General features: G+C 70.1%; 16 protein-coding genes and 1 tRNA gene. 9 read left to right on the top strand and 8 right to left on the bottom strand.

Going from position 1 to position 16760, the window contains the following annotated elements; all coding sequences use genetic code 11:
• Window positions 1-12: 12 nt before the first annotated feature.
• From OHA21_RS30210 to OHA21_RS30200, 3 genes are read left to right on the top strand one after another with little or no spacing between them, the layout of a single operon-like run.
• A complete protein-coding gene (locus tag OHA21_RS30210) occupies window positions 13-1440 on the top strand; it encodes a phosphatase PAP2 family protein (protein ID WP_328460593.1) in 1428 nt (475 codons plus the stop codon).
• Window positions 1437-2225, top strand: a complete 789-nt coding sequence (locus OHA21_RS30205; RefSeq protein ID WP_328460591.1) for an endonuclease/exonuclease/phosphatase family protein — start codon at window positions 1437-1439, stop codon at window positions 2223-2225. The genes OHA21_RS30210 and OHA21_RS30205 overlap by 4 nt, the downstream gene beginning before the upstream one ends.
• Entirely contained in the window at window positions 2222-2731 is a 510-nt protein-coding gene (locus OHA21_RS30200; RefSeq protein WP_328460589.1) for a mycothiol transferase, read from the top strand. Before OHA21_RS30205 ends, OHA21_RS30200 begins: the two co-directional genes overlap by 4 nt.
• Before the next feature lie 6 nt (window positions 2732-2737).
• Here the strand turns inward: OHA21_RS30200 and OHA21_RS30195 are convergent, their stop codons facing one another.
• Window positions 2738-4324, bottom strand: a complete 1587-nt coding sequence (locus OHA21_RS30195; RefSeq protein ID WP_328460587.1) for a GGDEF domain-containing protein — start codon at window positions 4322-4324, stop codon at window positions 2738-2740.
• Between the two features lie 184 nt (window positions 4325-4508).
• A complete protein-coding gene (locus OHA21_RS30190) occupies window positions 4509-6089 on the bottom strand; it encodes a fibronectin type III domain-containing protein (protein WP_328460585.1) in 1581 nt (526 codons plus the stop codon).
• A gap of 73 nt (window positions 6090-6162) precedes the next feature.
• Between OHA21_RS30190 and OHA21_RS30185 the strand changes: the two genes are divergently transcribed.
• Window positions 6163-7065 carry a hypothetical protein gene (locus tag OHA21_RS30185; protein ID WP_328460583.1) on the top strand — a complete coding sequence of 301 codons (903 nt, stop codon included), beginning with the start codon at window positions 6163-6165 and terminating at the stop codon, window positions 7063-7065.
• Here OHA21_RS30185 and OHA21_RS30180 read toward each other — a convergent pair.
• The 4 genes from OHA21_RS30180 to OHA21_RS30165 form a co-directional block, all read right to left on the bottom strand.
• Window positions 7062-7244, bottom strand: coding sequence for a DUF4236 domain-containing protein (locus OHA21_RS30180; protein WP_229069700.1), 183 nt, complete (start codon window positions 7242-7244; stop codon window positions 7062-7064). The genes OHA21_RS30185 and OHA21_RS30180 overlap by 4 nt on opposite strands.
• A 60-nt stretch (window positions 7245-7304) precedes the next feature.
• Complete coding sequence (locus tag OHA21_RS30175; protein WP_328460577.1) at window positions 7305-7760, bottom strand: RrF2 family transcriptional regulator; 456 nt, start codon at window positions 7758-7760, stop codon at window positions 7305-7307.
• Between the two features lie 66 nt (window positions 7761-7826).
• Window positions 7827-8711, bottom strand: coding sequence for a helix-turn-helix transcriptional regulator (locus OHA21_RS30170; protein WP_328460575.1), 885 nt, complete (start codon window positions 8709-8711; stop codon window positions 7827-7829).
• A 195-nt stretch (window positions 8712-8906) separates the two neighbouring features.
• Complete coding sequence (locus OHA21_RS30165) at window positions 8907-9338, bottom strand: SsgA family sporulation/cell division regulator (RefSeq protein WP_014446635.1); 432 nt, start codon at window positions 9336-9338, stop codon at window positions 8907-8909.
• Window positions 9339-9614: 276 nt separating this feature from the next.
• Between OHA21_RS30165 and OHA21_RS30160 the strand changes: the two genes are divergently transcribed.
• The 5 genes from OHA21_RS30160 to OHA21_RS30140 all read left to right on the top strand — a co-directional run bounded on the left by OHA21_RS30160 (window position 9615) and on the right by OHA21_RS30140 (window position 13095).
• Window positions 9615-10022 carry a TIGR02611 family protein gene (locus tag OHA21_RS30160; RefSeq protein ID WP_328460573.1) on the top strand — a complete coding sequence of 136 codons (408 nt, stop codon included), beginning with the start codon at window positions 9615-9617 and terminating at the stop codon, window positions 10020-10022.
• Between the two features lie 51 nt (window positions 10023-10073).
• Window positions 10074-10145: transfer RNA gene (locus tag OHA21_RS30155), tRNA-Val, on the top strand.
• 625 nt (window positions 10146-10770) lie between these two features.
• The gene (locus tag OHA21_RS30150; RefSeq protein ID WP_328460571.1) at window positions 10771-11379 is read left to right on the top strand and encodes a DUF4352 domain-containing protein; all 609 of its coding nucleotides are present in this window, start codon (window positions 10771-10773) and stop codon (window positions 11377-11379) included.
• A gap of 203 nt (window positions 11380-11582) precedes the next feature.
• Window positions 11583-11924 (top strand): DoxX family protein, encoded by a 342-nt coding sequence (locus OHA21_RS30145; RefSeq protein ID WP_328478611.1) that lies wholly within the window; start codon window positions 11583-11585, stop codon window positions 11922-11924.
• Window positions 11925-12009: 85 nt separating this feature from the next.
• Window positions 12010-13095, top strand: a complete 1086-nt coding sequence (locus OHA21_RS30140) for a lipase family protein (protein ID WP_328460569.1) — start codon at window positions 12010-12012, stop codon at window positions 13093-13095.
• 53 nt (window positions 13096-13148) lie between these two features.
• Here the strand turns inward: OHA21_RS30140 and OHA21_RS30135 are convergent, their stop codons facing one another.
• Window positions 13149-15776, bottom strand: coding sequence for a carbohydrate binding domain-containing protein (locus OHA21_RS30135; protein ID WP_328460567.1), 2628 nt, complete (start codon window positions 15774-15776; stop codon window positions 13149-13151).
• 283 nt (window positions 15777-16059) lie between these two features.
• Window positions 16060-16722, bottom strand: coding sequence for a TetR/AcrR family transcriptional regulator (locus OHA21_RS30130; protein ID WP_328460565.1), 663 nt, complete (start codon window positions 16720-16722; stop codon window positions 16060-16062).
• Window positions 16723-16760: the final 38 nt, after the last annotated feature.

Genomic DNA, 16760 nt, shown 5'->3' with positions numbered 1-16760 from the left:
GGCTGGGCGCCGGTGCGGCACTTCGCTGAACGCAGTGTGCTGGGCCTGCTCGTGGTGACCACGATCGGCCTGGCCTTCGGCGTCCTGCTGCTGCTGGTCCGGTTCCACTGGAGCCCGCTGCAGAGCCTCGACCGGAGCGTGGCGGACGGCCTGAACCGCTGGGCGTCCGGGTCGGAGACCACGGTGGCAGTGCTCCAGCAGATCTCGTCGGCCGGCGGGCGCGGCTTCATGATCCCGCTGGTCGCGCTGCTCACCCTGATGCTGCTGATCCGCCGCCGGCCGCGCCCGGCGGTCTACCTGATCGTCACCGGCGCCGGCGCGCTGCTGATGGATCCGTCGCTGAAGGCCCTGATCGGCCGGCTGCGCCCGGTGGTCGAGGTGCCGGTCGCCACGGCACCCGGCAACAGCTTCCCGAGCGGGCACGCGCTCGGCTCGATGGTCGTCTACGGGATGATCGTGCTGGTCTTCCTGCCGGCGATGCGGCGCCGGTGGCGGCCCTGGTTCATCGGTGCGGCCGCGGTCGTGGTCGCGGCGATCGGGTTCACCCGGATCGCGCTGGGTGTGCACTTCCTCTCCGACGTGCTGGGCGGGTGGCTGCTCGGACTGGCGTGGATCAGCGTCACGGCGTACGCGTTCCGGATCTGGCGCCGCGAAGCGGGTCATGAGACCCCGCCGCTCACCGACGGCCTGGAGCCGGAGGCCGGCCCGGATCTGCGGCTCGCGCCCGCCGAGGGCGCCGTGCTGCCGCACCCGTGGGCCAAGGCCGCGGAAATCCTGGTCGGCTGGGTCTTCGTGTTCGGCCTGCTCTACGTCGTCGGCTACACAGTCACCCGGTGGACGCCCGGCTTCGACACCGCGTTCCCGGCCTGGCTGCAGAGCTTCCGCACCCCTCAGCTGGACGACCTGAGCTGGTGGTGGAGCAAGTTCGGCGACACCCACGCCATCCTGTTCATCTCGCTGATCTTCTGCCCGATCGCGCTGGCCCTGTGGCGGCAGTGGCGCCCGGTCCTGTTCCTGGTGCTGACCATGGTCGGTGAGCTCACCCTGTTCCTCTGCGCCGCGGCCGCGGTGGACCGGCCGCGCCCGCCGATCGAGCAATTGGACGGCCCGATGCCGACCTCGTCGTTCCCGTCCGGGCACATCGCCGCGACCATGTGCGTCTGGGCCGCCATCGCGATCATCGTGATGGCCCGGTTCCGGCAGCCGTGGCGCTGGATCTTCCCGGCCCTCGCGGTGATCATGCCGGTCGGTGTCGCGCTGTCCCGGATGTACCGCGGCATGCACCACCCGACCGACTTCCTCGGCGCCGCCCTGCTCACCACCGCGTGGCTCACCGTCCTGTGGTTCACGGTCCGGCCGAACGCCCATGCCGAGACCGCCGAGGAAGCCGCCGAGGAGGCAGCCCAGGTCACCCACCGGCCATTGGAGACCGCCCGGTGACGTTGCGGTTGATGACCTGGAACATCCGCAACGGCGGCGGCGATCGCCTGCCGGCGATCATCGAGGTGGTCAAGGCCGAGCGCCCGGACATCCTGGCCCTGCAAGAGCTGCGTGACTTTCCCCGGTACGACCGGACGACCCATTTCGCGACATCGGTGGGGATGACCCCGCACCTGGCCCGGTCGGTCCTCGGTCAGCCGGTCGCGGTGCTGGTCCGCCCGCCGCTGCAGCTCGGCAAGCGGGCCGCCGTCACCTGGCGGCTGCACCACGCCGCCGCGGTCGCCGAGGTGGCGACCACGGCCGGCCCGTTGCGGGTGGTGAGCACCCACCTCAACCCGTTCTGGCCGTATCGCCGGATGCGCGAGGCCCGCTGGCTGGCCGCCCGGTACTTCGGCGACCGCACGCTGATCGCCGGCGACCTGAACGGGCTCGCGCCGGGCGTCGACCACACCGAGGCGCTGGCCGCGCTCCCCGCGATGTACCGCCGCCGGCATCTCGACCCGGACGGCACGGTCGCCACCGGCGCGATCGCCGCCTTCGCCGACGCCGGCTTCACCGATCTGTGGCCGGCCGCCGGCCCCGGTCCCGGCTCGGATGCCGGGGAGACGGTTCCGACCACCGGTCTGCGGGGTCACGAGTTCGGGTCGACACGGCTCGACTATGTGCTGGCCGGCTCGGCCGTGGCGCCGCTGGCCCGGGACATGCGGGTGGTCCGCGGCGGGACGGCCGAACACGCCTCGGATCACTACCCGGTCGTCGTCGACCTCGACATACTCGCGGCATGACGATCGAGTTCCCGTCGCCGACGACGCCCGCCGCGAACCGCTCCGAGGTCTTCGTCCGCTACCTGGACTACTTCCGGGAGAGCCTGCTGGCCAAGGCGTCCGCGCTGCCCGAGGCCGAGTTGCGGTCCAGCCGGCTCGCCTCCGGGTGGACGCCACTGGAACTCGTCAAGCATCTGCGCTGGGTGGAGCTGCGGTGGATCGAGTGGGGCTTCCAGGGGCGGTCGGTCGGCGACCCGTGGGGTGACCGGCGGGACGACCGCTGGCACGTGGCCGAGTCGGAGACCCTGGAAGAGCTGGCGGGGGCGTTGCGGGCGCAGGGCGTACACACCGCCGAGGTGATCACCGGCAGCGATCCGGCGGCGATCGGGCAGCCCGGGCCGCGCTGGGACGGCGATCCGCCGGCTTCGCTCGAGCGGATCTGCTTCCACCTGGTCCAGGAGTACGCCCGGCACCTCGGGCACCTGGACATCGTCGCCGAGCTCGCCGGCGGTCCGGTCGGCGAGTGAGCGGGCTCAGAGCTCCAGGTCGGCGATCACCCGGTCGCGGCCGCTGCGCTTAGCCGCGTACAGATTGCGGTCCGCCTGGGAGAGCAGCGCGGTGAACGTGCCCTTCCCGTCCGGCGTGGTGGCGGTGACCCCGATGCTGGTGGTCACCGGCAGCCTGCCGGTGACCGGCACCCAGTTGTGCGCGCGGACCCGCAGACGGAGCCCTTCGCAGTGCAGCGCGGCCTCCCGCGCGTCCAGCCCGGGGAAGACCAGCAGGAACTCCTCGCCGCCCATCCGCGCGGCGATGGCCGAGCTGCCGGCGGCCTCCTCCAGCAACTCGGCGATCTGCTGGAGGACGGTGTCCCCGGTGGCGTGCGAGAGCGTGTCGTTGACCCGCTTGAAGTGGTCCAGGTCGACCAGGGCGACGGCCAGCGGGCGGCGGTGGCCCGCGGCCTCCTGCAGCAGGTCCGGCATCCGGTCGTTCACGTACCGGCGGTTGTAGAGGCCGGTCAGCGCGTCCCGGTGGGCCATCTCCCGGAAGTGGTCGCTGGCCCGGCGAGCCTCGTTCGCCTCGAAGACGGCCTGCAGCGCACGGGCGCGGGCGTCGCGCTGCGCCGAATGCTGGGCGGTCGCCGCGGCGTGGAAGGCGCGATGCTCCTCGTACGCCTCGGCGAACCGGCCGGTCGCCGCGTACAGAGCGGCCTGCTCCTGACGGATCCGGGCGCCGATCGCGGCCAGTTCCCGGTCGGCGCAGAGCTCCCGGTTCCGGTCGAGGGCGGCCTGGGCGTCGTCGTACCGGCCGTCGAGGCGGCGGGCCAGAGCCAGGGTGAGCAGGCATTCCGCGATGGCGTCACCCTCGTTTGCGGCGACCCGGTCGTCCAGGACCGGGGCCATCAGCTCTTCGACCGCCGCGTACCCACCGCTCATCATGTCGACCCGGGCCATGGTGTCCAGCAGGTTCGCGCCGAGCTGCACGCCGGTACGCGTGTGCAGCTCGCGCATCTGCCCGACCAGGGTCCGCGCGGCCGGCTCGTCGTCCTGCTCGAACGCGCTGTAGGCCATGTTGTTGAGGACCTGCAGGGTCAGCTCGTGGTCGCCGGAGACCGCGGCCAGCGCCAGCGCCTCCCGGGCCCGCTGGTCGCCGCCCTTGACGTCGCCGGCCTCCTCCATGGCGATGGAGAGCGACACCAGGTGCCGGGCGCGGACCACCGCGGGCGCGTCCTCGGCCAGCACGGCGACGCACTGCACCGCGTGGGTCAGGGCGTCCGAGAAATCACCCACGGCGCGAAAGAAGCTGGACAGCTCCCGGTGTGCGCGGGCCAGCAGGTAGGTGGCCCGGTGCTCGTCGGCCCAGGCCTGCACCTGGTGCGCGATCCGGCCGGCCTCGCCGGTGCGGCCCTCCCGGAGCAGCACCCCGGCGAGCAGCAGCCCGGCCCGCTGCGCGAGCTCGTGCGCGCCGAGCTCCTCGGCCCGGCGCTGGATCTCCGCGGCCGGCTCCCGCACGGTCCGGAACTGCGAGTTGGGCCGGCCCTCGAGTTCCGCAACCGCGGTTTCGAGGGCGCCGAGCTCGTCGTGCAGCCCGGTGGGGACGCAGCTGGCCGTGTCGGTCGTCACTGTCCCTCTTTCCTCTGGTCGCCTGACGATCAAAGGTGCCACCCGTGGGGTCGCAGGCCGGGTGACAGCCGGTTGCGAAGAGGTTGCAATGAACCTTTTTCAACATGGCCAGGGCTGCACCGCCGTGAGCTGGCAAAAGGCCCGGCCCCTTGGACCGATGCCAGGTTGAAAAAGGTTCACTGGGTCAGCGTGTGGTGCAGATCGGGGCCGAGGCGGCTACCTGGCCGGCGGTGTTCTCGACGGCGACGGAGAAGCAGTAGTTCAGCTTCGCGTTGAGGCTGTAGACGATGAAGTCGGAGGCGCCGGCCGGCAGCTCCTGGAACTTCCGGGGCTCCTGCCCGGTGCGCCCACCGGAGATCTGGACCGGCCCCTTGGCGCTGCCGGGGTAGACCCACTGCAGGGTGACGCTGTCCCCGTTGTCACGGATCCGCAGGTTCTGCGGGGCGCCGGGGGCACCGGTCGCGGTGAGCGCGCCGGCGGCCGGGCCGGACGGCGCGACCGACGATGGCGCCGAGGGGGTGGACTGCGCCTCGGTGGCGCCGTCGGCGTCCGGCAGGGTCAGGATGACCACCGCGGCGGCCGCGGCCACCCCGCCCGCGAGCAGGCCGGCGAGCAGCAGCGGATGAGTGCTGCCGCGCGGCTTCTCCGGCCGCTCGCTGTGCATCGGCACCAACGAGTTCGGTGGCCCGGTGAGCGTGCTGGCCCGGGCCGTCCCGACCGGCACGGCCCGGCCGTCCTCGCCGTAGTCGGGCGCCCGGTGGCCGGGCAGCGGGGGAGGGGTGTCCGCGCGGGCGTGCCGGCCGGTCAGGTCGCCGGGCAGCCGGTGCACGTCACTGAGGTAGAGCGGCTGCTGGTAGACGGTCCCGTTCGGGTCGGTGGGCCGGTTGTCCGGCGGTGGCAACTCCGGCGCCGAGTAGACCCGGCCGTTCGGATCGGTCGCCCGGTCGTCCGGTGGCGGCTGGCCAGGGGCGAGCGCGGGGAACGGCGCCGGGCGGGCCGGCCCGGGGTCGGGCACAGTCGGGCGGCGCGGGAACGGGCGGAACGGGGCGTCCCCGCCCGGCTCGACACGGCCGCAACTGTGCCGGCCGGAACGCTTGGCCCCGGCGAGGGCGGCGGCCTGCCGGGCCAGCGGATGGTCGGCCGGCAGATAGCGGGCGCTCAGATCCTGCGCCAGGGCCAGATGCTCGCGTGACTCCGTGTCACGGCCGCACTCGCGCTCCATCACGCCGAGCCGGGCCAGCATCTTGATGCCGGCGGGGGCGGCGTCACCGTACACGTCGTGGTGGTGCCGCCAGGCGCGCGACAGCCGCGCCCGTGCGGTGCCGCAGTGCCCGGCAGCGTGCTCGGCGGTGGCCAGATCCGCCTCGGCGGCGAGCACCCGCGGCGCGTCCGGACCGTCCAACCGGGCCAGCTCGGCGACCAGGTCGTGATAGACCAGGGCGGCCCGGCCGTGCTGGCCGATCAGCTGCAGGACGGCGGCGTGGGTGGCCGCGGCGGCGATGGTGCGCTCGTCCTTGGGCCCGTGCAGCCGCTCCTCGGCGGCGTGCGCGAACGCGGCCCAGAGGCGGGCGGACTGCGGGTCGCCGAGTGCGATGAGGACCCGGGCGTGCAGGGCGGCGGCAACCGCCAGATCCGCGGTGGCCCGGCGGGGGTCGGCGTCCGCGGACCGCAGGACGTCGTCCAGAACGGCACGGGCGCCCACGAGATCACCGGCCGACGTCAATGTCTGCGCCTGCGCGGTCAGTTCGGCGAGCGGTGGGGGCATTACCTCATAGTGCTCGGTTGAATACCGTAGGTACAAGTTTCGGGGAACGAAGTGGACGCGGTACAAACTCCGTATGCACCCGATCGCCACGGTCAAACGCGAACTGCTCGTCCGCCACCTGCAAGCCTGGGCCGCCGGGGCGCTGCACCGCGCCCGGCGGGTGATCTATGTGCACGGTTACGCCGACGCGGACGGCGGCGCCGCTGCCGAAGAGGCCGTCCGGGTTCTCGCCGACCTGCCGGACCTGGCCCGCGGCCGGGAACTGTCCATGGTGGCAGTCGGCGACGACGTCAGTGCGGTGACCGGGCTGCTCACCGCGGCGCAGCGGGAGGCCGGAGCGGCGGCCGGGCTGGCCGTGTTGCCGGTCGGTGGCGGGACCGACGAGCGGGTGCCGGTGGCGCTCAAGGCGGCGGGTGCTTCGCGCGTACCGATGCTGGCATTTCTGGACGCTGCGGGCGCAAGTGAACCGCCTCGGCCGGCCACCGTCGCGGCGGTGGCGGCGGGCAAGCCCGCGGAAGTGCTGCTGGTGCTGCCGCCCGGCACCTCGCTCGAGCCCTACCGCGACCTGGGATTTCCGCTGCTCACGGCAGCGGAGCTGGCGACCGGGCCGGAGCCCGGCGAGGTGGTGGCCTTCGCCACCACCTCGGCCAAGAGTCTGGAGAGCTTCAAGGAGGCGCTCTGGGCGGTCGACGAATTCGCCGGGGTACGCCTACGCGACCCCGCCGACCCGGAACGGCACCTGATCGACATCTCGCTGTCGCCGCACCCCGGTCCGCTGCGCCGTGAGCTGCTGGCGCACCTGGCCGAGGTCGGCACCGCGACGGTGACCGAACTGCGCACGTTCGCGTTGACCGAGACCGTCTACCGCTCGGCCGACGCCACCCGGGTGCTGCACGCGCTCGTCGACGCCGGATCGGTCACCCGGCGGCCGGAGCACGGCCGCCTGGGCGGCGACGTCCTGATCAGCCCGGCCTAGCGGCTGCGGGACTTGTCCTGCTTCCAGGACACCGGACCGGGCAGGTCGTAGCGGTGCGCGCGGGTCTTGGAGTTCCAGGACCAGCGACCGATCTTGAAGGTCCAGGACGAGTAGCCGTTCTCGGTGAAGTTCAGGATCAGGGGGCCGAACTTCTTGCGGCTGCGAAACACGAGTCCCATCGGAACGCTCCCATCTGTTCAGATGGGCGGACGGTTCCCGATCCGGCGGATCTACAAACGTCAGCGTGGTTGCCAGGCGTCCGGCCGGGTGGTCAGCTTGCGCACGTGCGCCGGCATCCGCCCGCTGATCAGCTCGGCGAGGCTCACCTCGTCGACCACCTCGCGGACCGCCGCGCGCACCGCCACCCAGAGGTTCGGCAGGTTCTCGGCGGCTCCCGCGTACTGCGTCTCCTCGGGGCGCAGGCCGCGCACCCCGGCCAGCGGACCGTCGACCGCCCGCAGGATCTGGCCGATCGTCACGTCCCTCGGTGGGTGGGACAGCGTGTAGCCACCCTCCGCGCCGCGCTGTGCCCGCACCACGCCGGCACGGCGCAGGTCGGCGAGCACCGCCTCGAGGAACTTGCGGGGCATTTCCTGGTCCTGGGCAATGGCCTGGGCGGACATCAGTGCGGGGTAGGACTGAGCCAAGCTGAGGGCTGCCCGGACCGCGTAGTCGCCACGCGCGGAGATCTGCACATGACTATCATGCCTCGCGCCCGCATCCCCTGATGCACATACCCCAGGGTTTTGTGGGAATTACCCTCAGTCCGCCGGTGGTCGCTGTCCGGGTATCCCGCTCGGACGGTCGGTTGTGTAGTGCGCGCGGAACTGCCCGGGGCTCAGCCCGGTCTCCCGGTGGAAGAACCGCCCGAAGTTCGTCGGCTCGCCGAAACCCAGGTGGCGGCCCACTTCAGCGACCGACAGGGCGGTCGCGGCGAGCAGCCGCCGGGCCTGCAGCGCCACCCGGTCGTCGACCACCTGCTTCGCGGTGCGACCGGTGAGGGCGAGGCTGGCCCGGGTCAGGGTACGCACGGAGCAGCCCAGATCGGCCGCATAGTCCTCGACCCGGCGGGTGTGCGGGTAGCCGTCCTCCAGGCGACGGCGGAACCGCTCGAACGTACGGCTCTCGACGTGCCCGGCCCCGGCCGGTCCCGGATCGAGCAGCGCGACGCGCAACAGCAGCGCGGCGAGCTCGTGCCGCAGCAGTGCCGCGGTGGCCGGACCCGGTTCGCCACCGGTGTCCCCGGCGAGCCGCTCGAAGGCGGCGCGGAACACCGATGGGTCCGGCAGCGGCAGCGGCCTGCGGGCCGGGCCGTCCGGATCGTCGGGCACCAGCCCGGGAAGCTCGTCAGCGGCGAACAGTCCGGCGCGGAAGGTGACCGTCACGGCCGGCTCGTCCACCCGGGTGGGATCGAACCGGACCGCCTGCCCTGGTCGTAGCCAGAGCAGTGTGCCCGGCTCGCAGGTGTGCTCGGCGAAGTCGATCTCCGCGGTGAGCGGTCCGGCGATCGTGAGCACGATCGCGTGACACTCCAGGAGATCGGTGACCGCGCCGGCGATCACCGGCAGAGTGCAGCTTCCGATGCCCGCCCAGTCCGGGGGCAGACAAGCGGTCTTCGGGTCGGCGACATGAATGAGTGCTGGCATCGCCGCAGACAGTAACCGTCGATGACCGTCAACGCGACCACTAGCGCACCGACTGAACTATTTGTCCGATTTCCTGCTCGGTATTCGCTATACGTTCGATTCCGATTGCTTTTCGGAGATCACTTGCATTTCCGGATAAAGGGCGACCCGCGCAGACCGGCAGTGTCCGCGCGGGTCGCCCTGATTCCGTTCTTGCTATCGCCCCGCCAGCAGGCGGTTGACCGCCGCATCGACGTCCAGATGGTCCGACTCCCGGCCGCGCGGCACCACCACGTAGGTGCGCCGCAGGAACCGGACCAGGACACTGCGCGGGACCTCGAACAGCGCGTTGCCGTCGGGTGACGACAAGGCCAGGGCGACGAAATCGCCGCGCGGCGTGGCCCACGGCCACACCCGGACGTCGCCGATCCCGGCCGGCTCATCGAGCCCGGTCACGAGCAGTTCGCGCGCAAAGGACCAGCTCACGGCTTCCCCACCGGCTGATTCTGCGTGGAACAACACGTGGACCGCATATGGGTCGGCTGGGTCGTACCGCAGGCTGGCGCGTACCGGCAGTGCCGTCGCGTCAGGCGCTACGAGCCGCAGCGAGGTTTCGACCTCGACGGTCGTTGGACGAATGGTACTCATGGACGAACTCCCCCCGGCACCGCTGCGAGGCTGGTGAACCCCGCGTTTCCCATACTCAGGTGATCCCTGTCGTTACGCTCCGCCATACGCTGATCTCACCCAGTAGTGGGAAGACGGTTCCGAAAACGACTCCGCGCAGGACGTAAAGCGATATCTTGTCCTGTTCTGCCCAGGTACTCGGCTCCGCCCGGCGTCGGGTGGTCCAGCAGTTGACTTACTCCGGTAACGTCCATTCCTCCCGGGCGGTGACGGGGCTCCGGGACACTGGGGGATGAAATGGGTGTAAAAACGGACGACGGGGTTACGAACGTGCGTGTGCTCGACCGTATCCGGTCCAACCCCACCGGGCGCCTGGCTCTGAAGATCACGATCGGAGTGGTCGGCGCGCTGGTGGTCGCGATCGGCATCGTCCTGATCCCGTTCCCCGGCCCCGGCTGGGCGATCGTGATCCTCGGTCTGGCCATCCTCGCCATCGAGTTCGCCTGGGCGAAGGACCTGCTCCACTTCACCAAACGCCACGTGCAGAGCTGGACCCACTGGGTCGGCCGGCAGAGCCTCGCCGTGCGGGCCGTCATCGGCGTCGTCGGCATGGTCTTCATCAGCGCCGTGGTCTGGACGGCGGTCTACCTGAGCATGGACATCAACCTGGTGACCTGGACGCTGGACTTCCTCAACCTGAGGTGACCCCTGATTCGCGGGCCGCTCACGGCGTCCGGTAGAGTCTGGATCCGTTGAGGGCGATTAGCTCAGCGGGAGAGCGCTCCGTTCACACCGGAGAGGTCACTGGTTCGATCCCAGTATCGCCCACGAGTATTTGAGCTGTGAGAAAGCCTCCTGCATCGGTTGATGGCAGGGGGCTTTTCGCATGCCTCGACAGTGACGCCGTCCTCCTCGAGGTGCCCTCCATCAATCCGAGTGCTGACCGACCTATGGGCTCGTGGGGTGGTCAGCCGATTAGTTGATCTTGTTTGCCGTGTCGACGGCGGTGGGTAGCCGTCCGTTGGCGACCGGTACTTGCTCGTTGCCGATTCCGCGCCGAAGTGCGGAAGGCGTCTGGAGCCGCGATCGGATTGAGTGATCCGGCGGTCGGGTGTCCGGACTGGGGCCGGCCGCAACCGGTTCCTTTCCCCGTCCGTGGAGACGTCGTCCTGTGACCGAGCAGCCCATCACCCCAGGCCCGGGGCAGCCAGCTGTCCCGCCGACCGGCCAGCCCGCCTTCGGCGGCCAGCCCACCCCGCCCGGGTATCCGCCGCAAGGCCCGCCGGCCGGGTATCCGCAGCCTGGTGTGCCGGCTGGGTATCCGCAGCCTGGTGCGCCGGCTGGATATCCGCAGCCTGGTGCGCCGGCCGGGTATCCGCCCGCACCCGGTCAGCCGGTTTATGGGCCGCCGCCCGGTTACCCGCAGCCCGTCGCGCCCAAGAAGAAGTCGAAGTTGCCATGGATCGCGGGTGGCGCCGGCGTACTGGTTCTGCTGATCTGTATCGGTGCGCTGTCCGGCGGTGACACCACCGACACCGAGAAGGCGAGCGCCGACAAGGCCGCAGCCGCCGGGACGGCCGGCAAGCCGGCCGAAGCGGCGACGTCGGCGGCCGCCGCCGAGCCGGTCGCGGAACCGGAGCCGCAGAAAGCCACCGAAGAGGCCCTGCCGGGGATCGGTGACCCGGTCAAGGACGGCAAGTTCCAGTTCACGATCACCAAGATGGTCTGCGGCAAGAAGTCCGTCGGGTCCTCGTTGCTCAACAAGAAGGCCCAGGGCCAGTTCTGCCTCATCACGATCAAGGTGAAGAACATCGGCGACGAGGCGCAGATGTTCGCCGGGATAAATCAGAAGGCGTTCGATGCCAAGGGCACGGAGTACTCGAACGACAACACCGCCGAGATCTACGCGAACAGCGAGGCGCAGACGTTCATCAACGAGATCAACCCGGGGAACTCGGTGACCGGCAAGCTGGTCTTCGACGTACCGAAGTCCACCAAGCTCACCCGCATGGAGCTGCATGACTCGATCTTCTCCGGTGGTGTCGAGGTCGCCCTGAAGTAGGTCCGCCCGGCTCTGGCTGACGCCGTCACACATCGCGTGTGGCGGCGTCGCGCGTTGGGGAGACCCTCTCCCGGTTGTTGTGCGCGACTTCGCCACCCGCACCCTCTCTGCCGAGCTCGTTCTGCGGGTGACTTGCTCTTCTTGCTTCGGGTGACGCCGGTCACGTGGGTTCACGGCTGGCGAGGGTGTCTCGTCTCGTGGGCATGTCTGCTACCGCGATCGTCACCGTTGTTGCTGCTCTCTGGGTCGGGTTCTCGGCCGTGTCCGTGTTCCTGCGCGCGAAGTGGGTCGTCGAGCCGCTCGCCGCGTACGGCGTACCCCGCTCCTGGTGGCCCTGGCTCGGCGCCGCGAAGGCAGCCGGTGCGCTCGGCCTGCTCGTCGGCCTCGCTGTGCCCGCCGTCGGTGTCGCCGCCGCCGTCGGCCTGATCCTGTACTTCATCGGCGCCGTCGTCACCGTGCTGCGGGCCCGCGCGTACGGGCACGTGCCGTTCCCCCTGCTGTACCTGGCGCCGGTCGTCGCCGCGCTCCTTCTGGGCATAAGTTAGGGTTGCCTAACCTAATGAGGCCACTGTGGTCGAACCGAAATGAGTGATGCCCGTGCGTCCGAGCCGCCTTCTCGTATCCCTGGCCGTGGGCCCGCTTCTGGCCGTCGGGGCGGCCGTGCCGGCCTCGGCCGCTCCGTCCGACGCGCCCGGCAAGGTGATCGCGTCGACGCCGCTGCCGGGGAAGGAGGCGCCCGGATCCGTCGCGACCTCGATCACGTACTGGACGCGGGACTCGCTCGACCAGCCGCGGCACGCGCTCGCCACCATCTACGTGCCCACCGGCACGGCGCCGGCCGGCGGCTGGCCGATCCTGGCAAACGCGCACGTCACGGCCGGCCTCGGCGACGACTGCGCCTACACCGACGACTACGGGACGGCCGCGGCCGACGTCAACATCGTGACTCCGTGGATCCAGGCGGGCTTCGCCTTCGTCGCGACCGAGTACATCGGAATCGGCACCGAGGGCTCGCACGCCTACCTGGACGCCGACGCGGAGGCCAACGCCGTGATCGACTCGGTCCGCGCGGCCCGGTCGGTGGCGCCGGCCCTGTCCACCAGCTATGTGGTGAACGGCATCTCGCAGGGCGGCCACGCGACGCTCGCCACCGCGGCGAAGGCCGCGGAACGGGCGCCGGAGCTGCATCTCGCCGCCGCCATGGCGGACGCGCCGGCCACCAAGGTCGAGGGATACATCCCGATCGCCGGGCCGTACATCCCGCCGCTGCCGGCACCGGACTACACGACCTACGTCTCCTACATCCTCGCCGGGTTGGAGACCGCCCGGCCGGACTTCGACCTCGACGCCTATCTGACGCCGGTCGGCCGCGCGCTCGTCGACGACGCGCACCGGCTCTGCTATTTCGACATGAACACCCGTGCGCAGGGCACCTCGATCGGGCAGATGCTGACGAAGCCGCTGCTGTCCGGTGACTTCCGGTCGGTTCTGCGCGACGTCACCGAGCTGCCGGTGTCCGGTTACGACGCGCCCGTGCTGGTGAATCAGGGCCGCTTCGACCTGACCGCCTTCCCGTTCCTCACCGACCTCCAGGTGGCTGAGATGAAGGCGAAGGGTGCGAACGTCACCTACCGGCACTATGCGACCGGGCACAACGTGTGGGCGCAGGCGCTGCCGCACAACATCGCGTTCGCCCGCAAGCATCTCGCGGGATAAGGGGACGAGGACGAACGGGCCGTCCCGCCTCTCGGCGGGACGGCCCGTTGCCGTTACTTCAGCCAGGCGGTGTCGGCGCCGACCTTGCCGGGTGCCGGCGTGCTGGAGGTGGAGAGGACGTACGCCCGCAGGTTGCCCTTGGCGTTCAGGCCGACCGTCAGCGAGCCGTTGGTGACCGTCCTGGTGTCACCGGTGACGGCGTCGACGTAGGTGCCGTTGGGGATCCCCGAGAACGTCGCCCCGCCGGAGACGGTGACCAGCGCGAAGCTGTCCACCCCGCCGGCGGTGTACCGGCGCTTGTACGCCATGTTCCCGCTGACGCCCTCGGTCGAGTACTGCCCCATCTGCAGGGCCGGCACCGCGCGGCGGATCTGGTTGAGCCGCTGCAGGTGCTTGACCAGCGGCTTGGACAGCGTGGTGGCGACCGCGCCGCTGGCCGAGCCGACCACACCGAAGTCGCTGGCGGTGACGCTGCCCGCGAGGTGGTTGCCGTAGTAGGCCCGGCCGGTGCTCTCCAGCGGGCAGCTCGGCCCGCAGTCGATCTTCTGGCCGGCCTTGAACTCGATTTCCGAGCCGTAGTACAGCGTCGGGATGCCGCGGAACGTCCACATCATTGACATGTTCTCGGCCCACGCGTCGGTGCCTTCGGCGTAGCGGACCGACGACTTGTTCGGGCCGTAGTCGTGCGAGTCCACGTAGACCACGTTGTAGGTGGCGTCGTTGACCGAGTCGTCCGAGTCCTTGCCGTTGTGGAAGGCGTTGGACGCGTCGCCGAAGTTCATGTGCATCCGCATGTCGATGATGTTCATGCCGGAGAACTTGCTGTGGTCCGGCGCGTGGTAGTTGTTGCCGGACAGGAACGCGTTCGTGCTGGTCGGCTGGTTCCCGGTGCCCAGGTTGTTCTCGTAGTTGAACTGCTCGAGCGCGGCCGCGGTGTCGTCGGCCGAATAGGTCGTGCGTTCCTTCCAGGTGAAGAACTGGGCGGAGTGGTTGACCGAGCCCCGGTTCCACTTGTCGTTCACGAACGCGGCGACCTCGCCGAAGATGTAGAAGTCCTTGGCCTTCGCGGCGCCGTACTTCGCGGTGAGGTGGGCCTGCAGGGCGGGCAGGAACTTGCGGTTCCAGGTGACCCGCGGGATGTGCACCGCGGTGTCGATCCGGAACCCGTCGACGCCCATGTCGATGTACTTCTTGTAGGCGCCGATCAGGTAGTTCTGCACCGTCTCGTTCTCGGTGTTCAGGTCGGCCAGGTCCTCGTGCAGCCAGCAGGAGCGGGCGTCCTCACCCTCCCAGTTGCCGATCCAGCACTGGTGGAACAGGTTCGACGGGAACATCTTGGCGGTCGGTGACGGCCACTGGCAGTGGTAGACCGTGTAGCCCTCCTGGCTCTTGCCGCCGGTGGGCTGGCCGTAGTTGGGGCAGGTGTTCCCGGCCGGTGCCGTGCTGCTCCACAGATCACCGTTGTACGTGTGCCCGGCGCTGTTCTCCTCGAGCGGGTTGTACTTCTTGCCGGCCACCTTCTCGCTGTAGTACCAGCTCCACTGGTTGTCGCGGACGCCGTACACGGTGGGGGTGAACAGCCCGTTCGCGCCCCAGCGCGAGGTGTGGTTGAAGACCACGTCCTGGTAGATCTTCAGGCCCTTGGCGTGCGCCGCGTCGATCAACTGCTGGTACGACGCGCCGTCCGACTCCAGCCGAGGGTCCACCTCGTAGAAGTCGTACCCGTGGTAGCCGTGGTAGTCGTAGTCGGACCGGTTCAGCACCACCGGCGTGATCCAGACGGCGGAGAAGCCGAGCGCCTTGATGTAGTCGAGCTTGTTCACCAGGCCCTTGAAGTCACCGCGGAACATCGGGTCGTCGCCCGCCGCGTTGCCGGACTTGGTGTGCTGGTTGCCGCCCCGGTTGTTGCCGCTGTCGCCGTCGTAGAACCGCGCGGTGAGGACGAAGTAGATGCTGTCCTTGCGCGGGTCGCCACCGAGCATCTCGCCCCGGGTGGCCGGAGTGGACGGCGACGGGGAGGGAGTGGGGGAGGGCGACGAGGTCGGTGACGGTGACGGCGACGGCGAGAGGGAAGCCGTGCAGGGCGAGGTCGCGTTCGCGGTGATCACGCCGGCGTTGACGGTGGTGACCCCGGTGCCGAGAGCGTAGTTGCGGCCGGAGTTGTTGTCCCACGTACCCGAGCCGTTGTTGAAGGTCGCCGCCCAGGTGGTCGCGCTGCCGAGGTCGACGGTCTTGCGTGCCCACCCGGCGCAGGCCTCCTCGTTCATCACCACGCCCGGCGCCGTGGTCCACGATCCGCCGGTGGGCGCGAAGTGCAGATAGGTGCCGGTCCACGCAGTCTTGTAGAACACCGTCGCGGTGTTGCCGGCTGTCGTGCTGCACGGCGCGGTCGAGTTGACCGCGCCACCGGAGACCGTCACGATGCCGGTGCCGGCGCTGTAGTTGCGGCCGCCGTTGTTGTCCCAGGTGCCGGAGCCGTTGTTGAAGACGAGTTGCAGGCCGGTCGCGCCGCCCAGGTCGACGTCCTTGCGGTACCAGCCGGCGCAGCTGTCCTTGGCCATCGCAACGCCCGGAACCGCGGTCCAGGACCCACCGTTCGGCGCGTAGTGGAGGTTGACCGTCGTCCATGACGACGCCGGCTTGTAGTAGATGGAGACCTGGTCAGCCGCTTGCGCGGCCATCGCGGGAACTATCAGGAAGAGGGGTACGGCGCAGAGCGCACCGAGCACTCTGCGAAGGATTCTGGACACGGCGGAGCCTCCGTCGAGCTAGGGGGACGGCGCTGTTGGTGTGGACGTGCTGTTGCCGGGGATGCACGGGCTTAGCGAAGCGGTAATCCCGCGTTCACATGTGCCGGACGCTAGCAAGTTCTTGCATGCACTGGAAGACCTGTCATGCCTTTGCAAAAAGATGCAGCCGAAATAGACGGCTATGAGCTTGCAATGATGGGTGACGATCTGTCGGCTACCGCTTGGCGGCGGCCATCGCCTCGACGCCGGCGACCAGCAGGTCGGTGTAGAACGCGTAGTAGCGGTCGAGGTCCGGCTCGTCCCGGTAGGACGCGGCGAGCTCGATCATCATCGGGTAGCGGTCGGCCGGCATCGCTTCGAGCTGAAGCCGCTTCTGCCGCCGCCACTCCGGCTCCTGCTCGGCCGGCATCCCGGGTGGGCAGCCCGGCTGCCCGCTGACCATGCCGATGCAGCCATTCAACAGGTACGACGCGACCCAGTACCCCTCTTCGACGGTGAACCCGGCGTCGCTCAGCAGGGCGAGCGTGTCGTTCGTCGCGCGGTTGAAGCTCTCCGTCCGGGTCTTGTCGACCGCGTGCAGGAGGACGGGCAGCGACGGGTGCGCCCGCAGCACACCGGCCACGGCGTCGACCACGGCGCGTAGCCGTTTCGGCCAGGAGTCACCGGCGGTCTGGTCGGCGCGAACCCCGGACAGCGCGTGGTCGACCATGCCGAGCAGCAGCTCGTCCTTGTTCTTGAAGTGCCAGTAGAGCGCCATCGGGGTGACGCCGAGCTCCTTGGCGAGGCGACGGACGGTGACCGCCTCGGGGCCCTCCCCGTCGGCCAGGCGCAGCGCGCGGTCGGCCACGGCGGCCTTGCTCAGTCGTTCACCCGTCACTTGACAACCATACAACGTACAGGTCTCATGTACGAGGT

It is taken from the genome of Actinoplanes sp. NBC_00393 (assembly GCF_036053395.1).
In the GTDB taxonomy this organism is placed as follows: domain Bacteria; phylum Actinomycetota; class Actinomycetes; order Mycobacteriales; family Micromonosporaceae; genus Actinoplanes.
Note: the sequence above shows the minus strand (reverse complement) of the source record. Positions and strands in the feature narration are given on the sequence as shown.